Source organism: Burkholderia sp. MR1-5-21 (assembly GCF_053427715.1).
Window position 1 is genome coordinate 329066 of sequence record NZ_JBSAXD010000004.1, and the last position, 20048, is coordinate 349113.

Annotated in this window: 18 protein-coding genes; 8 read left to right on the plus strand and 10 right to left on the minus strand. The window is 67.7% G+C overall.

Features of this window, described 5'->3' with window-relative positions; all coding sequences use genetic code 11:
* Window positions 1–156 precede the first annotated feature (156 nt).
* Window positions 157–780: a glutathione S-transferase family protein gene (locus ACV229_RS08085; RefSeq protein ID WP_448082589.1), complete on the plus strand. Its 624-nt coding sequence runs from the start codon at window positions 157–159 to the stop codon at window positions 778–780.
* A gap of 94 nt (window positions 781–874) precedes the next feature.
* Here ACV229_RS08085 and ACV229_RS08090 read toward each other — a convergent pair whose 3' ends face one another.
* On the minus strand, window positions 875–2293 hold the full coding sequence (locus tag ACV229_RS08090) for a serine hydrolase domain-containing protein (protein WP_448082590.1): 1419 nt from the start codon (window positions 2291–2293) through the stop codon (window positions 875–877).
* 352 nt (window positions 2294–2645) lie between these two features.
* Window positions 2646–3842 (minus strand): hypothetical protein, encoded by a 1197-nt coding sequence (locus ACV229_RS08095; protein ID WP_448082591.1) that lies wholly within the window; start codon window positions 3840–3842, stop codon window positions 2646–2648.
* A 285-nt stretch (window positions 3843–4127) separates the two neighbouring features.
* On the opposite strand from ACV229_RS08095, the gene ACV229_RS08100 reads away from it, so the two are divergent.
* The 5 genes from ACV229_RS08100 (at window position 4128) to ACV229_RS08120 (ending at window position 8330) form a co-directional block, all read left to right on the plus strand.
* Window positions 4128–4547 (plus strand): HIT family protein, encoded by a 420-nt coding sequence (locus tag ACV229_RS08100; RefSeq protein ID WP_448082592.1) that lies wholly within the window; start codon window positions 4128–4130, stop codon window positions 4545–4547.
* Window positions 4548–4826: 279 nt separating this feature from the next.
* On the plus strand, window positions 4827–4991 hold the full coding sequence (locus ACV229_RS08105) for a hypothetical protein (RefSeq protein WP_185732302.1): 165 nt from the start codon (window positions 4827–4829) through the stop codon (window positions 4989–4991).
* A gap of 295 nt (window positions 4992–5286) precedes the next feature.
* The gene (locus ACV229_RS08110; RefSeq protein ID WP_448082593.1) at window positions 5287–5946 is read left to right on the plus strand and encodes a methyltransferase family protein; all 660 of its coding nucleotides are present in this window, start codon (window positions 5287–5289) and stop codon (window positions 5944–5946) included.
* Window positions 5947–6351: 405 nt separating this feature from the next.
* Window positions 6352–6789, plus strand: a complete 438-nt coding sequence (locus ACV229_RS08115; RefSeq protein ID WP_448082594.1) for a hypothetical protein — start codon at window positions 6352–6354, stop codon at window positions 6787–6789.
* 704 nt (window positions 6790–7493) lie between these two features.
* Window positions 7494–8330, plus strand: a complete 837-nt coding sequence (locus ACV229_RS08120; protein ID WP_448079196.1) for a bifunctional allantoicase/(S)-ureidoglycine aminohydrolase — start codon at window positions 7494–7496, stop codon at window positions 8328–8330.
* A 112-nt stretch (window positions 8331–8442) separates the two neighbouring features.
* On the opposite strand, the gene ACV229_RS08125 is transcribed toward ACV229_RS08120, so the two are convergent.
* Entirely contained in the window at window positions 8443–9006 is a 564-nt protein-coding gene (locus ACV229_RS08125; RefSeq protein WP_448082595.1) for a hypothetical protein, read from the minus strand.
* Window positions 9007–9675: 669 nt separating this feature from the next.
* Between ACV229_RS08125 and ACV229_RS08130 the strand changes: the two genes are divergently transcribed.
* On the plus strand, window positions 9676–11796 hold the full coding sequence (locus ACV229_RS08130) for a penicillin-binding protein 1A (protein ID WP_448082596.1): 2121 nt from the start codon (window positions 9676–9678) through the stop codon (window positions 11794–11796).
* A gap of 11 nt (window positions 11797–11807) precedes the next feature.
* The gene (locus ACV229_RS08135; protein ID WP_448082597.1) at window positions 11808–12419 is read left to right on the plus strand and encodes a trimeric intracellular cation channel family protein; all 612 of its coding nucleotides are present in this window, start codon (window positions 11808–11810) and stop codon (window positions 12417–12419) included.
* A 36-nt stretch (window positions 12420–12455) separates the two neighbouring features.
* Here ACV229_RS08135 and ACV229_RS08140 read toward each other — a convergent pair whose 3' ends face one another.
* From ACV229_RS08140 to ACV229_RS08170, 7 genes are all read right to left on the minus strand, one after another.
* On the minus strand, window positions 12456–13277 hold the full coding sequence (locus tag ACV229_RS08140; RefSeq protein ID WP_448082598.1) for a heme ABC transporter ATP-binding protein: 822 nt from the start codon (window positions 13275–13277) through the stop codon (window positions 12456–12458).
* A 131-nt stretch (window positions 13278–13408) separates the two neighbouring features.
* Entirely contained in the window at window positions 13409–14506 is a 1098-nt protein-coding gene (locus ACV229_RS08145) for a FecCD family ABC transporter permease (RefSeq protein ID WP_448082599.1), read from the minus strand.
* A 15-nt stretch (window positions 14507–14521) separates the two neighbouring features.
* Window positions 14522–15430 carry a heme/hemin ABC transporter substrate-binding protein gene (locus tag ACV229_RS08150; protein ID WP_448082600.1) on the minus strand — a complete coding sequence of 303 codons (909 nt, stop codon included), beginning with the start codon at window positions 15428–15430 and terminating at the stop codon, window positions 14522–14524.
* Window positions 15427–16515: a hemin-degrading factor gene (locus ACV229_RS08155; protein WP_448082601.1), complete on the minus strand. Its 1089-nt coding sequence runs from the start codon at window positions 16513–16515 to the stop codon at window positions 15427–15429. The genes ACV229_RS08150 and ACV229_RS08155 overlap by 4 nt, the downstream gene beginning before the upstream one ends.
* Before the next feature lie 49 nt (window positions 16516–16564).
* Window positions 16565–18862: a TonB-dependent hemoglobin/transferrin/lactoferrin family receptor gene (locus ACV229_RS08160; protein ID WP_448082602.1), complete on the minus strand. Its 2298-nt coding sequence runs from the start codon at window positions 18860–18862 to the stop codon at window positions 16565–16567.
* Between the two features lie 347 nt (window positions 18863–19209).
* Entirely contained in the window at window positions 19210–19437 is a 228-nt protein-coding gene (locus ACV229_RS08165; protein WP_448082603.1) for a hypothetical protein, read from the minus strand.
* Between the two features lie 210 nt (window positions 19438–19647).
* The gene (locus ACV229_RS08170; RefSeq protein ID WP_448082604.1) at window positions 19648–20031 is read right to left on the minus strand and encodes a DUF6232 family protein; all 384 of its coding nucleotides are present in this window, start codon (window positions 20029–20031) and stop codon (window positions 19648–19650) included.
* Between the last annotated feature and the right edge of the window lie 17 nt (window positions 20032–20048).

Sequence of the window (20048 nt, forward strand, 5' to 3'; positions counted from 1 at the left end):
GAGGTTCGTCGCCCGCGCGATACGCGGGGGTAGTCCATCTGTTTCGCAACTGCCGGCATGTCGTTTTTCACGAGGTCGTGTATAAATTCGACGGAACAGAATTCGGGACGCCCAAACGTCCCGGAATTCCTGCACCCGACCTCACAAGGAGCCTGCATGCTGCAAATCCTCGGCAAGACCCCGTCCATCAACGTGCGCAAGGTATTGTGGCTGTGCGCCGAACTGAACCTGCCGTTCGAACACGAGGAGTGGGGGGCCGGTTACCGCTCGACCAACGATCCGGCCTATCTCGCGCTGAATCCCAACGGCCTCGTGCCGGTCATCAAGGACGGCGATTTCGTCCTCTGGGAATCGAACACGATCATCCGCTACCTCGCGAACCGCTACGGCGACGCGTTGCTGTATCCGGCCGAGCCGCAGGCCCGCGCGCGGATCGATCAATGGATCGACTGGCAGGGATCGGACCTGAACCGTTCGTGGGCGTCCGCGTTTCTCGGCCTCGTCCGGAAATCGCCCGACCACCAGGACCCCGCCGCGATCGCGCAATCGATCGCGAACTGGACGAAGCACATGCGCGTGCTGGATGCGCAGCTCGACGCGACCGGCGCGTTCGTCGCCGGGGACCGCTTCACGCTTGCCGACATTCCGATCGGCCTGTCGGTGAACCGCTGGTTCGGCACGCCGTTCGAGCATCCTGATTTTCCGGCGCTCAACCGCTATGTCGAGCGTCTCGCGACGCGCGACGGCTTCAAGACCTACTGCGGCAGCGCGAACCCCTGACGCACGGCGCGCCGCGGCCGCGTTGCCGGCCCCGCGCGCGTTCGACGCGCGCCGGCGCTGGAACCCCGCGGCGGCGCCGCGTGCCGGCCCGCCGTCACGCGCCTGGCACTGCCGGCACCGCCGGCACCGCGTCCAGCACGCGCGAGACGAATGCTTCGTGATTCCATGCGGATTCCGGCCGCGACAGTCCCAGCCGCACGATCACGAGCTGCCGGCTCGGCACCACGCTGACGAACTGGCCTTCGTGCCCGACCGCATGGAACGCGTCGGCCGGCAGCGCCGGCGCGTGCGGATCGCTGTCGTTGAACGGCTCCGGCACCTTCACCCACAGATGTGCGCCGAAATCCCGGCGCGGCGCCTGCGGCGTCGCGCGCGCCATGTAGCGCACCCAGCCGTCGGGCAGCAGGCGCTTGCCGTCCCACACGCCGTCCTGCAGCAGGAATTGCCCGAACCGCGCCCAGTCGCGCGCGCTCGCGTACATGAACGATGCGCTTTCCAGCGTGCCGGCCGGATCCGGCTCGAACACGCTGTGACGCATCCCGAGCGGTGCGAACAACGCACGGTGGGGGAACGCCAGATAGTCGGCCTCGGTACCGCCCATTGCCTCGCGCATCACGCGCGCGAGGATCGCGGTCGTGCCGCTCGAGTAATGCCAGTGCGTGCCGGGCGCCACGGCGAGCGGCTTGGCCGACGCGAACCGGGCCGTGTCGGGCTGCGTGAACAGCATCACCGCGACGTCGGACAGCGGGTCGTCGTAGTCCTCGTTGAACCGCAGGCCGCTCGTCATGCGCAGCAGTTCGTCGAGCGTGATCCGCGTGCGCGGGTCGCCGCCGCCGCGCCATTCGGGCAGCAGCGCGGACGCGTCCGGCGCGAGCTTGTGCTGCGCGACGAGCATGCCGATGAGCGTGGCGGTCACGGTCTTGGTCATCGACCAGCCGGGCAGCGGCATGTCCGCGTAAAAACCGGGCGCATAGCGCTCGGCGATCAGCTGCCCGCGATACAGCACGACGACCGCGCGCGTGCGGCGCGGCCGCGCCGGATCGGGCTCGACGAACGCACTGTCGATCGCGGCCTGCAGCTTGCGCGCGTCCACGGCGGCGGGCGGCGCGGCGAGCGCCATCGGCGCCGACGGCGGGTCGGCCGCAGGTTCGCCGGCAACCGGCAGCGCGCTCGCCGATGGCCCGAGCGCGAGCGCGAGCGTGCAGCCGAGCCCCGGCCGGAATTCGGCTTCGCGTTCGGCGAATCCGGCGAAGGTCGCGCGTGCAAGATGGTGTTCGGCATCGACCGACGGATGCACGAGCTTGAGCAGCGGGTGGACGCCCGCCATGATGTCCACGTCGATCACCGATGACGCCGGGCGGCCGGACACGAACACGCCCGAGCACAGCGCCTTCGCCGCATAGCCGGTCGCGATCGGCGCGAGGCGGGACAGCGTGTAGCCGACATAGGCGAGGCCCGCGGCCAGCACGAGCGCGGTGCCGCGCAGCATCAGCTTCCTGTAGGGGATCGTCATGCGGGAGCGTCCTCGGTTGTCGGCGGGCGGGCCACGAACCGGCAGTGTCGCAGGTCTGGGCGAGCGGTGGCAATCGCGGGCGCGTGTGGGGGCACCGCGCGGGCGTTGGGCGGGGTCATGCTGCCCGGCGTGTGCGTATCGCGTATGTCAATGGCGCGCTGGTTGAAAGCGCGTCCCGGCAGGCACAAAGGAAAAGCCCGCTCGCGGCAGGCGTTGCCGCGGGCCGGCCAGGCGATGCGCGCGGCGGCGAACGGTGTCGGCCTCGGTCGGCTCCGTCGCCGGCATGCGCATCCGCAGCGTTCGAGCGGGCGGTCGGCGCGGTGCGGCGTGCGCGGCCCGTTCGTTCACCGCGTTATTGGCTGTTGTTATCGTCGTTGTCCAGACGCAGCGTCCAGACGGTCGCGGTATTCGTGTTGTCGTCGACGGCCGCGAATTGCAGGTGGCCGCGGCTGTTCAGCCCGAATGCGATGCCGAATGCCGCGCCTACCGCCATGTCGACCTGCATCTGCGCGACGAAGTGGCCGTCCACCGTGAATTCGACGAGTTCACTCGTATGCTGCGAATCGGGAGGCGGATTCACTGCGTCGCCGTTGGCGGTCACGAGATGGCCGTTCGGCGCGAGCGCCAGCGCGAGCGGGCCACGCAGGTGCTTGATGTCGAAGTAGATCAGCCTGCCGGGGCCGGGATTCCCCTTCGTCGACGCGGCGTTCTGGATCGCGAACACTGCGTTGTCAGCCGTGGATGCGACATAAAGGACGTCGATGTTCGGGTCGTACGCAAGCCCGGTCGGACCGAGGACGAGCGCATTCGGATCGGGCTTGGTCGTATAGCCCGACGCAATGACGCGCGAGCTTTGCAGCATCGTCACGCCGTTGATGGGGTCGAACAGCAGATCGATCCGCGAGACGTTGCCGCCCAGCACGTTCGACACGAACGCGGTCACGCGCTGGCCGCGATCGATGACGGTCATGTCCCAAGGCCCGTTCAGCAGTGAGGCGCTGACCAGTTGCGTGACGAGCTGGCCCTGCGGATTGATGACGAGCAGCGAGCCTTGCTCGACGACGGTTTTCATGCCGACAACCATCGTCGGCACGTTGCCGACCAGCACGAAGCCGTTGCGCAACACCGTGAGCGCGGTCGTGAGGCCGAGGTTGCTGCCCTGGAAGAATGTCGTCGCCTGGTTGCTGCCCGGCGTCAGTTTCACGATCGTCGTGCCGGTGCCCTGAACGTTCGAACTGTTGTTGAAGTTCGACACGACGACGTCGCCCGGTTTCAGCGTGCTCCATGCCGGCACGCCTTGCGGCACAAATGCGATGCCGTAAGGATTGACATCGCCGTTTGCGGGCACCGTCGTCGAGGTGACAAACGCAGGCGGCAGGATCACGTCGCTGCCGGCCCATGCGAACGTCGACGACAGCGCAACCAGACCGACGCCGCACGCCGCGCGGCGTAGCGTGCGCGCAATCGCATGCGAGTTGCGCGCGAAGGTCGGCGCTCTGGCGGAGACAGTGGGCGGATCGGGGGAACGACAGGAGGGGAGAGAGTCCATGGCATGACTCCGGTTGACGATCACGAGCAATCATCCCGGCTGCCGGCCAGCGCAGTCGACGGGTGTCCAGCGCCGGTTCGAGAAGTTGCGGCGTGAACCGACGTCCGGAGTAAACGGATTGCAGCACGCGGTTATTCCAGCCGTTTTCGTGCGTTGCATGCGAACCGACGTCGATTGTTCGCGGCAAAGGCCGTGCCGCCTGACAGGTTGAAATCGCTGCCGCCGTCGGCCGATAATCGTCCCGAATCGACCGACTCTCCCTGCCATCGTTAATCGGAAACTGCCATGTCCTACGACAACAACAACCCGTTCGCAAAAATCCTTCGCGGCGAACTGCCGTGCGTCAAGGTCGCGGAGGACGACACCACGCTCGCGATCATGGACCTGATGCCGCAGGCGGACGGGCACGTGCTCGTGATCCCGAAGGAAGCCGCGGCGGAAATCTTCGACCTGTCCGCCGAATCCGCCGCGTCGTGCATCCGGATGACGCAGCGCATCGCGGCCGCGGTGCGCGGCGCGCTGAAGCCGGACGGCCTGTTCATCGGACAGTTCAACGGCCGCGCGGCCGGCCAGACCGTCGCGCACGTGCACTTCCACGTGATCCCGCGCTGGGAGGATGTTGCGCTGCGGATGCACGCACGCGACATCGCCGATGCGGCGACCCTCGAATCGATCGCGAAGCGCATCCGCGAACAGTTCGTGTAACGGCGGACGAGCGGCGCGCCGGGCGATGCCGTTCGGCATGCACGCGGCGGCGCACAGGGCGGGCCTCGGCTGGCCGGATTCATTATTTCAGCGGTCACAACAGGTAACACGTGTAACGCCGCGCGAAACTCGGTGCGGGGAGCCGGCCGCTACACTCGGTGCATCGAATCATCGAGTGATATGGAGGGCGGACTGACCCTTTCGTATCGGGTGCGCCTCGCGTCACGGCGAGGCGGCTTTCGCAAAGTGTCATGCGTCTTTCGCGCCGGGAACCAGCCCATGTCCAGACTTCTCGTTACGCTCGCCCTGATCAGCGGCCTGTGCGGCTGCGTCGTCGCACCGCCTTACGGCTATGCGCCGGCGCCGGCCTACTACGGCTATGCACCGGCCTACTACGCGCCGCCGGTCAGCATCGGTATCGGCGGCGTGTTCCACGTTCGCTGACGCGATGCACGATGCCCGCCGGGGACACGACGCCGCCGCGTCAAGTGCGGCGGCGCGCGTCGTTTGCGCGGATGGCGACGCCATCGGCTCGCGCATCGCGCTTGGCATATTGCGCGTGAACGCGTGTGCGGTGCCGGGCGCCATTCGCTCCACCACGCCGGCATGTGCGCGCTGACGCCGCGCGCCAGCCTGCCGATCCACTTTTCCTGTCCCTGACCTCAGCCTGTGCCGCACATGCGGCACAGGCTTCGCGTCCTATACTCCTGCGGAAAGCGTGCGCTCAAGCGAGGCAGCCATGACGCAATCACCGAAGGTCGCGATCCTGTCGATCGTCTCCACGCTCGTCTACCTGGGGCTCGCGATCCTCGGCATCGGCGGGTTTGCCGCATTTTTTTCGCATCCGCCGCTGACCGTCATCGTGATCGTCACGCTCGTGATGGTGGTCGTCGCGCTGTACAGTCCCGGCAACCTGAGCACCGGTGAACGCGAGGCGCGCGACAACCGCTGGGTGCTCGCGGTGTTTGCGGTGATCGGCTTCGCGTCCGCGTTCCTGCCCGCATACACCGACCGGCTCGATTTCTGGACGTTCGACGGCGACACGCTGCGCTGGGCCGGTGTCGTGCTGTACTGCACCGGCGGGGTGTTGCGCATGTGGCCCGTGTTCGTGCTGGGCCGCCGCTTCAGCGGACTCGTCGCGATCCAGCCCGGCCACACGCTGGTGACGGACGGCATCTATCGACATATCCGCAACCCGAGCTATCTCGGCCTGCTCGTCAATGCGCTCGGCTGGGCGCTCGCGTTCCGCTCCGGCGTCGGCGTGCTGCTGGCCGTGGTGACGCTCGTGCCGCTCGTCGCGCGCATCCGTTCCGAAGAGGCATTGCTGCGCTCGCATTTCGGCGCCGAATACGACGCGTATTTCGCGCGGACCTGGCGGCTGATTCCCGGCATCTACTGAGCCTGTGCGAACCGGTGCAGCGGTGTGCGTGATAACGCGTGCCGCTGCATGACGTCACGCCGGCGTGACGCGCGACGTGCCGATCCGCATCGCCGGTTGCATTCGCACAACGCCGCGAAGCGGCGATCCAGCGGGGTCGGAACGTGAGTCGACCATGCGGAAACCCGCGCCGGCGCGGGTTTCCAGACCGGGCGCGATGCATGCGGTAAGCCTTTCCGATTGGTAAACAACTTGTTACCAGAATGTTCGGGGCAAGCGCCGGGGACCGGTGCTATTCTTCGCCGCAAGCTCATTGAAATGATTTCGTCCGGCGCCCGATACAGTGCTTCGAACGGGCCGGTCAGTACAAATCGTCATAACGAGCGAACCCTCGATCAACAGATTGCGAACAAGGAAGAAACGGGCATGTGGAAGAAGATCGCCCCCACCCTCGTCGTCGCCGCTCTTGCTGGCGCGACTGCGCTGCCGGCATCGGCTAGCGATTTGAACAACGCGCTCGGCGGCGCGCTCGGCGGGGTAGCCGGCGCGGCAGTCGGCGGCGCGGTCGGCGGTCGCACCGGCTCGGTGATCGGCGGCGCGATCGGCGGTGGCGCAGGTGGCGCGGTGACGGCGAACCGTCACGAGCGTACTGGCGCGATCATCGGCGGCGCGCTCGGCGGCGGTGCCGGCACTGCAGCGGGCAACGCGATGGGCGGCCGCTCGGGCGGCCTGCTCGGCGCAGCCGTCGGCGGCGGCGCAGGCGCGGCGCTCGGCGGCAACCTGTCGCGCAACTCGTACGGCGGCGACGGCGACGGTCACGGCTATCGTCATCGCAAGCATCATCATCACCGCGACTGGGACTGATCGTCCCCGCGTGGCACGCTGACGCGAGTGGTGCGCAACCTGCGCACCGGATCGCGTGAAGCGGCCACGCAACCGAATGGCCCGGCCGGGCGGCATCACCGCTTGCGATCCCGGGCCTCGTCGTTTCCCACGCTTCACCAGCCCTTCCGATCGTTTCCCGATCCGCACGCCATGAGCGTGTGTCCTGATCCCGCCGTCGTCATTGCGATGCGCGCGGCATACTGATTCACGCATTCACGCATTCACGCATTCACGCATTCACGCATTCACGCATTCACGCATTCACGCATTCACGCATTCACGCGTTCACGCGTTCAGGCGTTCAAGTGCTCAAGCGCTCGCACACGCTCACGCGCCGCACAGGTAGTGCAAAATCGAATGCAATCCATCGCAACATTTAATTGGTGAATCGCGACCGACTCCGATATCGTCAATGCTGCTCGCGTACGGAATCAGATCGTGCCCGCCGTGCCATGCCGCCCGACGCCGCTGCGTACCGGCGTGATCGAGCGGGCCGCTGAGCATAGCCGCACCCACCCGCCGAACCGGGCGGGCCCGTCGCGAGACCTGGCCGACCGACCGGAAGCCGACCCGCTTTCAAGTGTTCACGGCACCGGTGTCCCGCCGCCGCATGCGTACCCCACGCGCGTGCGCCCCGGATATCGTGTGCGCCGGAACCGGACCAACCCATTGCCTGGATGCTTATGTCTAAGACAACGTATTACGCGCCGCATGGCGGCCACCCGCCGCAGACCGATCTGCTGACCGATCGCGCGATGTTCACCGAGGCGTACGCGGTCATTCCGAAGGGCGTGATGCGCGATATCGTCACGAGCTGGCTGCCGTTCTGGACCAACACGCGCCTGTGGGTGATCGCGCGCCCGCTGTCGGGCTTCGCCGAAACCTTCTCGCAGTACATCGTCGAAGTGAACCCGGGCGGCGGCAGCGACAAGCCCGAGCAGGACAAGGAAGCCGAAGCGGTGCTGTTCGTCGTCGAAGGCGAGGCCGAACTGACGCTGCAGGGCTCGAAGCACGTGCTGAAGCCGGGCGGCTACGCGTTCATCCCGCCGGGCGCGAACTGGACGCTGCACAACGTCAGCGACGCCGCAGCGCGATTCCACTGGATCCGCAAGCGTTACCAGGCCGTCGACGGCATCCCGCTGCCGGAAGCGTTCGTGACCAACGAGCAGGACGTCGAACCGATCCCGATGCCGGGCACCAACGGCGCCTGGGTGACGACGCGTTTCGTCGACATGAGCGACATGCGCCACGACATGCACGTGAACATCGTGACGTTCGAGCCGGGCGGCGTGATTCCGTTCGCTGAAACGCACGTGATGGAGCATGGCCTGTACGTGCTCGAAGGCAAGGCCGTCTATCGCCTGAACCAGGACTGGGTCGAGGTCGAAGCGGGCGACTTCATGTGGCTGCGCGCGTTCTGCCCGCAGGCGTGCTACTCGGGCGGCCCCGGCCGCTTCCGCTACCTGCTGTACAAGGACGTGAACCGTCACATGAACCTGACGCTGAACGCGCCGCGCTGAACCGCGCGTATTGCGTGTCCGCAGGACAGGCCCGCCGGTGCAAGCCGGCGGGCTTTTTTTGTCTGGATCGCCGAGGATTGTCAGGGAACACGGTACGGAGACTGAGGATGATTTACTGACCGGCTGTTCGTTGGTCAACCGGAATGACGGGCTCGTTCTTCGCAGGATCCCAGTATCGAAGTGCGGCCGGAATCTTCTTCGGTTGCCTGAAGTGGTCCCAAGCCATAAGGGCCATCGATTCACCTACCGCCAAAGACCCCATAGACAGCCAGTAGGTCCAGTCTTTAGCGGGAGTGAAATGGTCGCTATTGACAAGAATATCAATGAGTGTCTTGGTAATTGCGGCCACCATCAACAGTCCTCCGAACCATAGTCTTACAACTGCAGATCTCCGCTGCCGTTGTCGATGTTGGCCGCTTTCAATATCCACTTCAAACAGGACTTGTTGCTGAATCGAGCGCCGCATCCCGTTCACCGGTCCTGAAAGGTTAAAGCTTACCGGACCTCGTGCACTGTATTCGATTTCCACGGCCACACCGTGACCGGGTGCCATGTATGCAAACTCAATGGCTCTCTCGGTCAAGTGGTGTTTTGGCCGACGCAAAAACTTTTTTCCCCCTGTCAATCTGATGCCAGCGATCTGGTCGCTTTCGAAACGGACCCTGACGTCAGTCAATTCGCCACCGCCTGAGAGGAGTAGTCTGAGCGGCTTGGATTTGAAAAGGTCATCAGCATTGAGCGGAACTTGCCCGCTATTGAAGATGAAACCAATGGCCTTGTTTGTTGAAAGCGTATTCTGTGTCGGCTGGCTACCCCGACTCCGGAGGCAGTTCCTGATCTTCGAAGCGACAAATCTTACCCAGCCAGGCAAATTGAGCGGACGTCGATGTGGCCCGTGCCAGCATACAAATGCAAGTCCCTTCTCGCCGCGCCTTTCCTTTCGCACGCCGTCAAAAAAAATCAAAGGCGTATTTGAGAGGTACCGCAAGAACTGCTGGGGCAATGAGAAGCTGAGCAAGTGCGTCGATATTAATTCCAGATTCCGTTCTCTGTAGTTTACTATTTCGTCTCTATTGTTTCGGGTGTGAAGGCGGAAACCTATTGGGATGGCGCTTATATTGATTCTCTCTCAGAACAGTGAGTTTCGTTTGTGGTTCACGACGTATCGCACATAAGCGAGCGCCGCCAACCGCCCGCGCCCTATCCCTAAATAAAATTTAGCCAGCCCAACATTGGCTAAAGATTGTTCCGGATTCGCGGTATCCCTTCGACAATGCGCGCCTTTCGCGATGGATGGCGCCTGCTTGCGCGCCATGCCGTCGCCGCATCGAAGAAGGAACCCGACATGACCGACACCACCGCTTCCCCGCCGCCGGGCTCCGCCCCGCCGCGCCGCCGCCGCATCTGGCGCACGCTCGCGGGCGTGCTGCTCGGGCTGACGGTCGCGTGCGCCGGCATCGGCGCGTGGACGATCCACCGCATCTGGACGCAACTGCCGTCCGTCGAGCATCTCGCCGTCTATCGCCCGGCGCTGCCGCTGCGGATCTTTTCGCGCGACGGCGACCTGCTCGCCGAATACGGCGTCGAGCGCCGCGAATTCGTGCCGCTCGAGCGCATTCCGCCGCTGATGCGGCACGCGCTGCTCGCGGCCGAGGATGCGCAGTTCTACCGGCACGGCGCGGTCGACCCGGGCGGGCTCGGGCGCGCGACGTTCGCGAATCTCGTGACCGGCCAGCCGGGCCAAGGCGGCAGCACGATCACGATGCAGGTCGCGCGCAACTTCTACCTGACGCGCGACAAGGTGCTGAGCCGCAAGCTCGCCGAGATCCTGATGGCGGTCAAGCTCGAACGCGAATACGGCAAGGACAAGCTGCTCGAGCTGTACATGAACGAGATCTACCTCGGCGAGCGCGCGTATGGCTTCGCGGCGGCCGCGTCCGTGTACTTCGGCAAGCCGCTCGACGCGCTGAGCGCGGGCGAGGCCGCGGTGCTGGCCGGCCTGCCGAAGGCGCCGTCCGCGTACAACCCGGTCGTCAATCCGGCGCGCGCGACCGCGCGGCGCAACTACGTGCTCGGCCGCATGCATGCGCTCGGCCAGCTCGACGACGCCGCGTATCGCGCGGCCGTCGATGCGCCGATCGCGCTGTCGACCACGCCGCCGCCCGGCATTCTCGCGGCGCCCTACGTCGCCGAACGCGCGCGGCGCATGATGGTCGAGCGCTTTCACGACGATGCGTACACGCTTGGTCTCGACGTCACGACAACGATCTCGATGCGCGACCAGCGCGCGGCCGAAGCCGCGCTCGCACGCGTGCTGCGGCGCCCGCCGGCGGCGCGCGATGCGCGCAACGGGCTCGAAGGCGCGCTCGTGTCGATCGATGCCGCGAGCGGCGACATGCTGGCGCTGGTCGGCGGCGCGGATTTCAGCCGCAACGTGTTCGATCGCGCGCTGCAGGCATACCGCCAGCCGGGTTCGAGCTTCAAGCCGTTCGTCTATTCGGCTGCGCTGGAGAAGGGCTATTTCCCGGGCGTGCTCGTCGACGACACGCAGCGCACGCTGACCCGCGCGGAAACCGGCGCGCAGCCGTGGCGACCGCGCAATTTCGGCAACCGCTACGAAGGCTTCATCGCGGTGCGGCGCGGGCTTGTGCGCTCGAAGAATCTCGTTGCGGTCAGCCTGATGCAGGCGGCCGATCCGCAATACGTGCAGCAGCATGCGATGCGCTTCGGTTTCGACGCGCGCCGCAATCCCGCGTCGCTGCCGCTCGCGCTCGGGGCGGGCGCGGTCACGCCGCTCGAGCTGGCGAGCGCGTATGCGGTATTCGCGAACGGCGGGATGCGGCTGGAGCCGCGCCTGATCGCATCGGTGAAGCAGCGGCACGGCGGCGTGCTGTTCGAAGCGCCGCCCGCGGCCGGCACGCGCGTGATTTCCGCACGCAACGCGTTCGTGATGGACAGCATGCTGCGCGACGTCGTGCGCGCGGGCACCGGGCGCGGCGCGCTCGCGTTGCGCCGCGACGATGCGGCCGGCAAGACCGGCACGTCGAACGGCTCGAAGGACGTGTGGTTCGCCGGCTATTCGTCGGGCGTCGTCGCGGTCGCATGGCTCGGCTACGACACGCCGCGCGGCGTGGGCCGCGCGACGGGCGCGACGCTCGCGCTGCCGGTATGGGTCGACTACATGAAGACGGCAGTCGTTGGACGCGCGCCGGCCGGCGCCGTGCAGCCGCAAGACGTCGCGGTCGTCGACGGCGATTTCGTCTACGCGGAATACACGCGCGGCACGTGCACGTCCGACGTACCGCCGTTCGTGCGCAGCGAATTCGCGTGTGCGGGCGCACCTCCGTCGAGCGTCGCATCCGATGCCGACGCCGCCATGCATGTGCCACCGCGCGATGCGATGCCCGCCGCGGTCGACGCGGCCGAGCGCGAGCGCGTGCTCGACCTGTTCCGTACCGACGACTGAGGCGACGCGACATGCATACGCTTTATCTGATTGCGATCGTCGCGGAAGCGATGTCGGGCGCGCTGATGGGGATGCGGCGCGGCATGGACCGCTTCGGGCTCGCGCTCGTCGGCGCGGTGACGGCGCTCGGTGGCGGCACCGTGCGCGACGTGCTGCTTGGCCACTATCCGCTCGGCTGGATCGCGCATCCCGAGTATCTCGTGATCACGCTGGCCGCGGCGACGTGCGCATCGGGCGTCGCTCGACGTGTCGCGCGAATGAAGACGCTGTTCGTCACTGTGGACGCGGTCGGCCTCGCGGCGTTCACGATCATCGGCTGCGACATCGGCGCGAAGACGGGCAGCGCGCCGATCATCGTCGTGCTCGCCGGTGCGATTACCGGCGTGTGCGGCGGGATGTTGCGCGACCTGCTGTGCAACGAAATGCCGCTGATCCTGCGCGAGGAGCTGTATGCGAGCGTCGCGTTCTTCACGGGCACGCTCTATGTCGGCATGCAGCACCTGGGTGTCGATGCCGGTGTGGCGACGGTGGTCGCGCTCGTGGCCGGCTTCACGATACGGATGCTCGCGGTGCGGCTCGGCTGGAAGATGCGCACGTTTGGTGTCGCCGACGTCGAGCATTGACGGAGGCGCAAGCCCGTTGCCGGCGTGAATGGGCCCTCATGCAGGCACCATCACTGGCGGCGAGCCGTCGCCGGTCTCGACCATCCTTACCGGAAATCCGTAGCAGCGCGCGATATGCGCGGGTGTCATCACGTCGCGCGGTGCGCCGTGCGCGACGATCGTGCCGTCGGCGAGCATCGCGATGCGGTCCGCATGCCGCGCGGCGAGGTTCGGGTCATGGACGATCGCAAGCACGCCGAGCCGCCATTCGCGCGCCACGGTGCGCACGGTGTCGAGCAGCCGGTGCTGGTGCGCGAGATCGAGCGCGGCGGTCGGTTCGTCGAGCAGCAGATAGCGGGGCTGTGCCGTGTCATGGCCGTCGTCGGGCCACAGCTGCGCAAGCACGCGCGCGAACTGCACGCGCGCGAGTTCGCCGCCCGACAGCGTCGTGACGTCGCGGCCGACCAGCGTGTCCGCGTCCGCGCGTTCGAGCGCGCGCCACGCGATGTCGCGATCCCGGCGCGACGCCGCACCGCTGCGGCGCGCATGCGGATAGCGGCCGAGCAGCACGATCTCGTCGACGCTGAACGGAAACGCCGGCTGTGCGGCCTGCGGCAGCACGGCGCGCAGGCATGCAAGCCGTGCCGCGTCGATGCGCGCGAGCGATTCGCCGTTCAGCGTCACGCGCCCGGACACGCGTACGCCGTTCGGCGCACCGCTGCCCGTCAGCTCACCGGCGAAAGTCTTCAGCAGTGTGCTCTTGCCCGCGCCGTTGCGACCGAGCAGCGCGGTGACGCAGCCGGGTTCGATCGACAGCGACAGGTCGCGAAGGATGACGGCGCGGCGTCGCGCGACTTCGAGGTGGTGGGCGATCAGCATGGTCGTGAAGGCGTGGCTGGCGCGGAAAGCGGCGCGGGCGTTACGCCGCGTCGGGCAGCGCGTCGTTGGTCGGCGGTGCGAGCGATGACAAGGCAATCGTCAGTGGCGTTGATCGGATCGATCCGGCATGTTCATCCCCGCAGCGCGCCACGGCTTTTCCACAGCAGCGCCAGGAAGAAAGGTGCGCCGAGCAGCGCGGTCAGCACGCCGAGCGGAATCTCCGCCGGCGCGGCGACGGTGCGCGCCGCGAGATCGGCGGCGAGCGTCAGCAGCGCGCCGAGCAACGCGGCGCCGGGCAGCATGATCCGCTGGTCGGGGCCGCACGCGAGGCGGATGCAGTGCGGCGCGACGAGCCCGATGAAGCCGATCATGCCGGCGCACGACACGAGCGCGCCGACGGCAAGCGCAACCGCGACGAGCACGCGGCGCTTCAGGCGCTGCACGGGCACACCGAGGTGCAGCGCCTCGGTCTCGCCGAGCTGCAGCGCATTCAGCGCGTCGCGTTCGCGCGCGAGCAGCGCGCAGCCGACTGCGACGCATGGCGTGACCGCCGCGAGCGCCGGCCACTGCGCGCCGCCGAGGCTGCCGAGGCTCCAGAACGTCAGCGAGCGCAACTGCGCGTCGTCCGCAACGAACGTGAGCAGCCCGATCGCCGCGCCGACGAGCGCGTTGATCGCGATCCCCGCGAGCAGCAGCAGCGGCAGCGCGAGCCGGCCGCGTGACGCGGCGAGGCGGTAGACGAGCGCGGCGACCGCGAGCGCGCCCGAGAACGCGGCGACCGGCAGCGCGGCGACTGGCAACGCGCCGGCTTGCGCGGAGAACAGCACGGGGCCGAGCACGATCATCGTCGTCGCGCCGAGCGCCGCGCCGCTCGATACGCCGACGAGCCCCGGATCGGCGAGCGGATTGCGGAACAGCGCCTGCATCGCGGCGCCGGCCGCACCGAATCCGCCGCCGACCAGCAGCGCAAGCGCGACGCGCGGCGCGCGGATATCGAACAGGACCGCGCGTGCGTGCTGCGCGGCGGCGTCGCCGGTCAGTGCGGCGCAGAGTTCGGCGGGCGAAAGGCGGTACGCGCCGACGCACAGCGCGGCGACGGCAGCCGCGACGACCATGACGGCGAGCACGGCCAGCGCAAGCGGCGCGAACCGGCGCGACGCACGCAGGCGCGCCGCGCCGCACGATGTCGTGCGTGGCGCGGTGGAGAAGGAGGAGGCATGAACGGACATCGGTGCGATCCGGTATCAGGCGACGCTTGCCGACAGGCGCCGGTACAGCGTCGTGACGGCGAGCGGCAGGCGCGGGCCGAAGCCGAGCAGCAGCAGCGCGTCGAGCGACACGACGCGCTGCGCGCGGCCGGCCGGCGTCGCGGCGAAGCCGGGCGCGGCCAGCAGCGCCGCGCGTCCACCGACCGCCGCGAGCCCTTCGTCGGAAATCAGCACGACGTCGGGCGCGGCCGCGGCGAGTGCCTCGGTCGTCAGCGGCTTGTAGTGATCGAAGCCCTGCATTGCGTTGCGCCCGCCCGCGTAGCGGATCATCGCGTCGGCGGCGGTGCGCTGGCCGGCCGCGAGCGCCTGGTTGCCCGTGTGGTTGAGCACGAACAGCACGCGTGGCGCCGGTGCGCCGCCGGGCGGCCGTGCAGCCACCGTGTCGCGCGCGGCCTGCCAGTCGCGGTCGAAGCGCTGCAGCAGCGCGGTGCTGGCGTCGCGCACGTCGAGTGCCTGCGCGATGCCGGCGATCTTCGCGCGCACCGATTCGACGTCGTGGCGTTCGTCGAACGTCGTCACCGTGACGCCCGCGCGCTTCACCTGCGCGAGTACGGCGGGCGGACCGGCCTCGGCGGATGCGAGCACGAGGTCCGGGCGCAGCGACAACAGGCCCTCGGCCGACAGCGCACGCTGATAGCCGACCTTCGGCAGGCGGCGCGCGGCGTCCGGATACGTGCACGTCGTATCGGCCCCGACGAGCTGAAACCTGCGGGTGTCGGCACCGCCGAGCGCGTACGCGGTTTCCGCGAGCGCGCCGCCGATCACGACGACGCGCAACGCCTGCGTCTGCGCGCGCGAGCGGCCCGGCAGCGTGACTGCGAGCGCGCCGGCCGCCGCGCTCGCGAGCCAGATCCGGCGATGGCGGTTGGACGGCCCGCCGCTCACCGTGCGTCTCCGCGCGCCGCCGACGGCAGGCCGGCGACGAGCGCGCGCCAGTCGTCGCGCTCGGGCTGGCCGGGCTTGCGTTCGCCGAACAGCAGCGCGACGTGCTCGCCGTGCCGGTCGAACAGTTCGAGCGACGTGACGATGCCATCGCTCGTCGGCTTCTTCACGACCCAGGCGGCGGCGATCATGTCCTCGCGCACGTGCAGGTTGAAGCCGGCATCGAGCACGTTGATCCACGCGCCGACATCGCGCACGTTCTCGACCGGCCCCGTGTGGATCTGGATCATCCCCGCGTTGCCGACGAACACCATGATCGGCTGCGCGCTGCGTGCCGCCTGTTCGAGCACATGCCGCAGCGCGCGGGTATCGACCGGGTACGCATACCGCGGCTCGGCAAGCCGCAGCGCCTGCATCCGGCTCACGCCGAAACGCTGCGTGATCCCGAAGAACTGGTGGGTATCCGTCATCGCGTCCCACGCCACATGGAAGCCGGCGACGTCGATATCGGTGTCGGCGCGCTCGGGCGCTTTCGGTGCGATCGGCGTGACCGCGAGCCCCGGTTCCTGCGATGGCGCGCGCCAGCGTTCGACGAACGCGTCGTACGCCGCGTGATCGCTGTGCGCGCGCAGATAGATCTTGTGGATCGCATCGCCATGCGCATCGAAGAACTGCAGGCTCTTCAGCGTGCCGTGCGCGGTCTCGTCGCGAACCGCGAACGCGGACGCCCAGTGGCGGTAGAAGATGCGCAGGTCGATATCGCCGAGCGCGAGACCGACCGGGCCGTCGTGGCTCATCTGCGCATACGCGCCATCCTTCTCGTGGACGGCCGTTTCGTTGCGCGTGAGCGCCATCACGCGCCCGAGGCGCGGCATTTCCTCGAACATCGCCGGGAAGCGCGCGTCGAGCCGGACGACGTGCTCGCCGACGAACGCGGCGAGCGCTTCGCCTTCGCTGACGCCGAGCGCCTGCGCGGCGTCGCGGTTGCGGAGCTGGCACTCGGCCTTCAGCTTGACGAACGCGTCGCGCAGCGCGGCGGCCGAGCGAAGCGGCGTGGCCGGCTGGCCGGGAAGGGCGGATTGCATCATGTCGGACTCCTTCATGTGACGGATGGGTTGGGAACGCGGGCGGCGCGCATCAGAAATCCACCTTCATGCTGACGGCGACGGTGCGGCCAGACGCCGTGTATGCGTCGAGCACTTGCGAATCGGACGTGATGCCGCGCACATCCGACCAGTTCCAGTACTTGCGATCGAACAGGTCGCGGATGCCGATCGTTGCACTCACATGCTTGTTGAAGCGGTAGCCGCCGCGCACGTCGACGACGAACGACGACGGTGGTGCGAAGCACGGTTTTTTCTTCTCCGAGCATGCGTCCGCGGCGATGTCCTTGTCGCGCTTCGCGGCCTGGAACAGCAGGTCGGTCTGCACGAACCAGCGCTCGCCGGGTTCGTAGCGCACGCCAAATACCGCGGTGAACGGATTGATCGTGTCGAGCGGCTGGCTGGCCGCGCCGTTGTTCTGCGTCGAGCCCTTCGTGAAGGCCAGCGCGGTCTTCAGCGTGATGCCGTTCGGCATGATCCATTCCGCACGGCCTTCGAGGCCGTGGATGCGCGCGTCGGCGAAGTTCACGTACTGGAACACGAACGGATCGTTCGGCCGGCCGCTGCCGGCGATCGTGCTGCGCGAGATGAAATTGCGGTAGCGGCCCGTGAACGCGGCGGCGCCGTAGCGCACCACGCCGTAGCCGGTGCCCGCCTTGCCGCGCAGGCCCGCTTCGAACGTGTCGCTCGTCTCGGGCTTCAGGTCGGGGTTGCCGATCGACGTATAGCCGTAGACCGGATTCGAGAAGCTGCTGTTGACCTGGTCGGGTGTCGGCGTGCGGAAGCCGTGCGCGTACTGCACGTACGGGATCAGCGCGGGCGTCACTTCGTACAGCACCGCGACGCGCGGCGACAGTTCGCGCGCGCTCGTCGACACGGCTTTGCCGGTGAACAGCGGATCGTTCCCGGTCGGGCTCAGCCGGTATGCGTCGAAGCGCAGCCCCGGTGTGACGAGCAGCCGTCCGTAGCCGAGCTGGTCCTGCACGAACGCGCCGAGCAGCGTGTAGTCGGTGTCGGGGAACGCCTTGTTCGGGAACGCCTCGCCGACACCGGGCACCGTGCCGTCGCGGTAATTGGTGATGCGCGACAGGCTGCCGTCGACGCCATACAGCAGCTTGTGCGCAAACGGGCCCGTCGCGAACCCGCTTTCCGCGAACGCGGAGCCGCCGAACGTGCGCTCCTCGTAACGGTTGTCGCGCGACCGCGAGCGCTGCGTGCCGCGCGTCTCGAACGCGTACTGGTCCTGCGTCGCGTCCTGGTAGTAGAACTGAGCGTGTGCATTTTGCAGCCAGCGGAACGCATCGTCACGGAAGTCGTAGTCGACGCTGAAGCGGTTGCGCTCGAGGCGGTCGCTCGTCGTGAGGCCGAGCGTCGCGGGCGGGTTGATCGCCGACAGCACGTTCGTGCCGATGCGACGCTGCACGGTTTCCGCCGTGAACTTGATCGTGTCGCGCGACGTCGGCTTCAGGACGAGCTTGCCGAGCAGCGATTCCGAATAGACATCCTGAGGATTCGCGGTCGTGCGCAGCGTGCTCGCCGTGTTGTTGCTGCCGTGCGTGTCGACCTCGTGGCCGCGCCGGCCGTCGGCGATGATCATCCCCTGCACGCGATCGTTGCCGGCCGCGGCCGATACGGTCGCGCCGACGCTGCGGTCGGCGGAGTCGTAGCTCGGCCGGAACGAGAAGTAGTAGGGCTTGCGGTAGATCGACAGCAGGTCCTGCGGATCTTTCGTGATGAAGTTCACCGCGCCGGTGAGGCCGTCGCTGCCGTAGAGCGCCGATGCCGGGCCGCGCAGGATCTCGATGCGCTTCAGCGTGTCGAGGTCTGCGTAATCGCCGCGGCCCGCCTCGAGCGGCCCGAACGAGAACGCGTTCGGCAGGCGGATACCGTCTTCCATCAGCAGCACGCGGTTGCCTTCGAGGCCGCGGATGTTGATGCTCGAATCGCCGTCGCGGCCGCCGCCGAGCGCGGCGGTGCCCGGCCGGTACGCAGTGCGGCGCACCGTGACGCCCGGCTCGTAGCGCAGCGCATCCTTGATGTTCACCGCCTGCTGTTCCTCGAGATCCTCGTCGGTGATCACGGAGACGGACGCGGCCGTGCGGCTCGCCGTCGTCTCGGTACGGGTGGCCGTGACGGTGACGGGGTCGAGCAGCGCGGAGGCGCCGCGCGTCGACGCAGCGGCGATGACGGCGGGCGACGAGGCCGCTGAAATGGCCGCTGATGTGGCCGCATGGTGCTGCGGCGAATCGGCAAAAACCGGGGTGACGGTGGCGCCGAAGGCGCCGAACAGCGCAGCACACATCGGCCGCCGCGCCAGCGAATAGCAATGCACAGGTGGTCTCCCAGTGATGAAACAGGCCCGAAGGCTGGCTGGGTGACGCGTTCACCTGGCTGGCGCGTCCGCACGCGGTGCGCGGCGGACGGCTGATTGAAAGGAATATGACAAGTTGCCGAAGTGTAAATGAGAACTATTCGCAATACAAGCTCGACAACGCGTGTGTGCGGGCAAGGGGGCATGACGGCGCGTGTCAGGCGGGGCCTGCGGCGGGCGGTCGCCTGGTGCCAAGCCTGATATTCCAAGCACAAACGCCGCGACCGCCTGTGGACAGGTTCGCGACCTCGGCGGGCGTACCACGAGCCCGACGGAAGCAGGCTGCTTTCGGCCCCGCACCCGCTGCGCTACGACAGCGATTCGAGACGGATCAGCAGATTGCGCGCGTGCGCAATGAACGCTTCGTGCATGTCGCGCTCGCCGCGGACTTCGATACTGGCGTCTTCCGCGAACGCGATCTGCTCCGCATAGATTTCGCCGAGCGCGCGGCGTGCGTCGGGGGAAAGCGCGCGGATCATCGAGACGAGCAGCAATTCTTGCGCGCGGAGCATGCCGGACAGCGATTGGACGTTCATGCACACCTCTTCGATCGATGCGGCGCCGGGCGCCGGTCTTTCCATACTAGGCGGTTGCCGCATGAATGTCGGGATCGCTGACGATGTGACGTGGCGGGAAAATGGAGAAGCGGAGAAGCCCCGCTACGCGACCGCATGCGCCCGGCGGGCGACGCATCGCCCGCACAGGACACGGCAGGACAACAGGGAGAGGGAATTGAAACGCGAAACTCAGGCGGCCGCGGCGCCTGCCTGCGCATCGCGCACGACCTGCGCGACCCGCTCGACGAATTCCGCGTCGATACTCGACAGCGCTTCGCGCTTGCCGTCGGGCATGTCGACGATGAGCCGGTACGTGACGTCCTGCGTTGCCCACGAGAGATAGCCGACCACCACCAGCATCACGCCGACGACGAGCGCGGCGCTCGATCCGGCCACGCCGCCCGCAGCGGCCGCGATGGCGCCGACCAGCGAGATCAGCGAGGGGACGAGCTTGTTCTTCCGGATCGTGACGACGTCGACGCGGCGAATGTCACGCAGTGCGAAGACTTGGCCGGCGGCCGACAGGCCGTTGCGCGTGACCGTCACGCCTCGTTCGTTGAAAGCGTTTTCCATCGTGTGTTGCATGGACG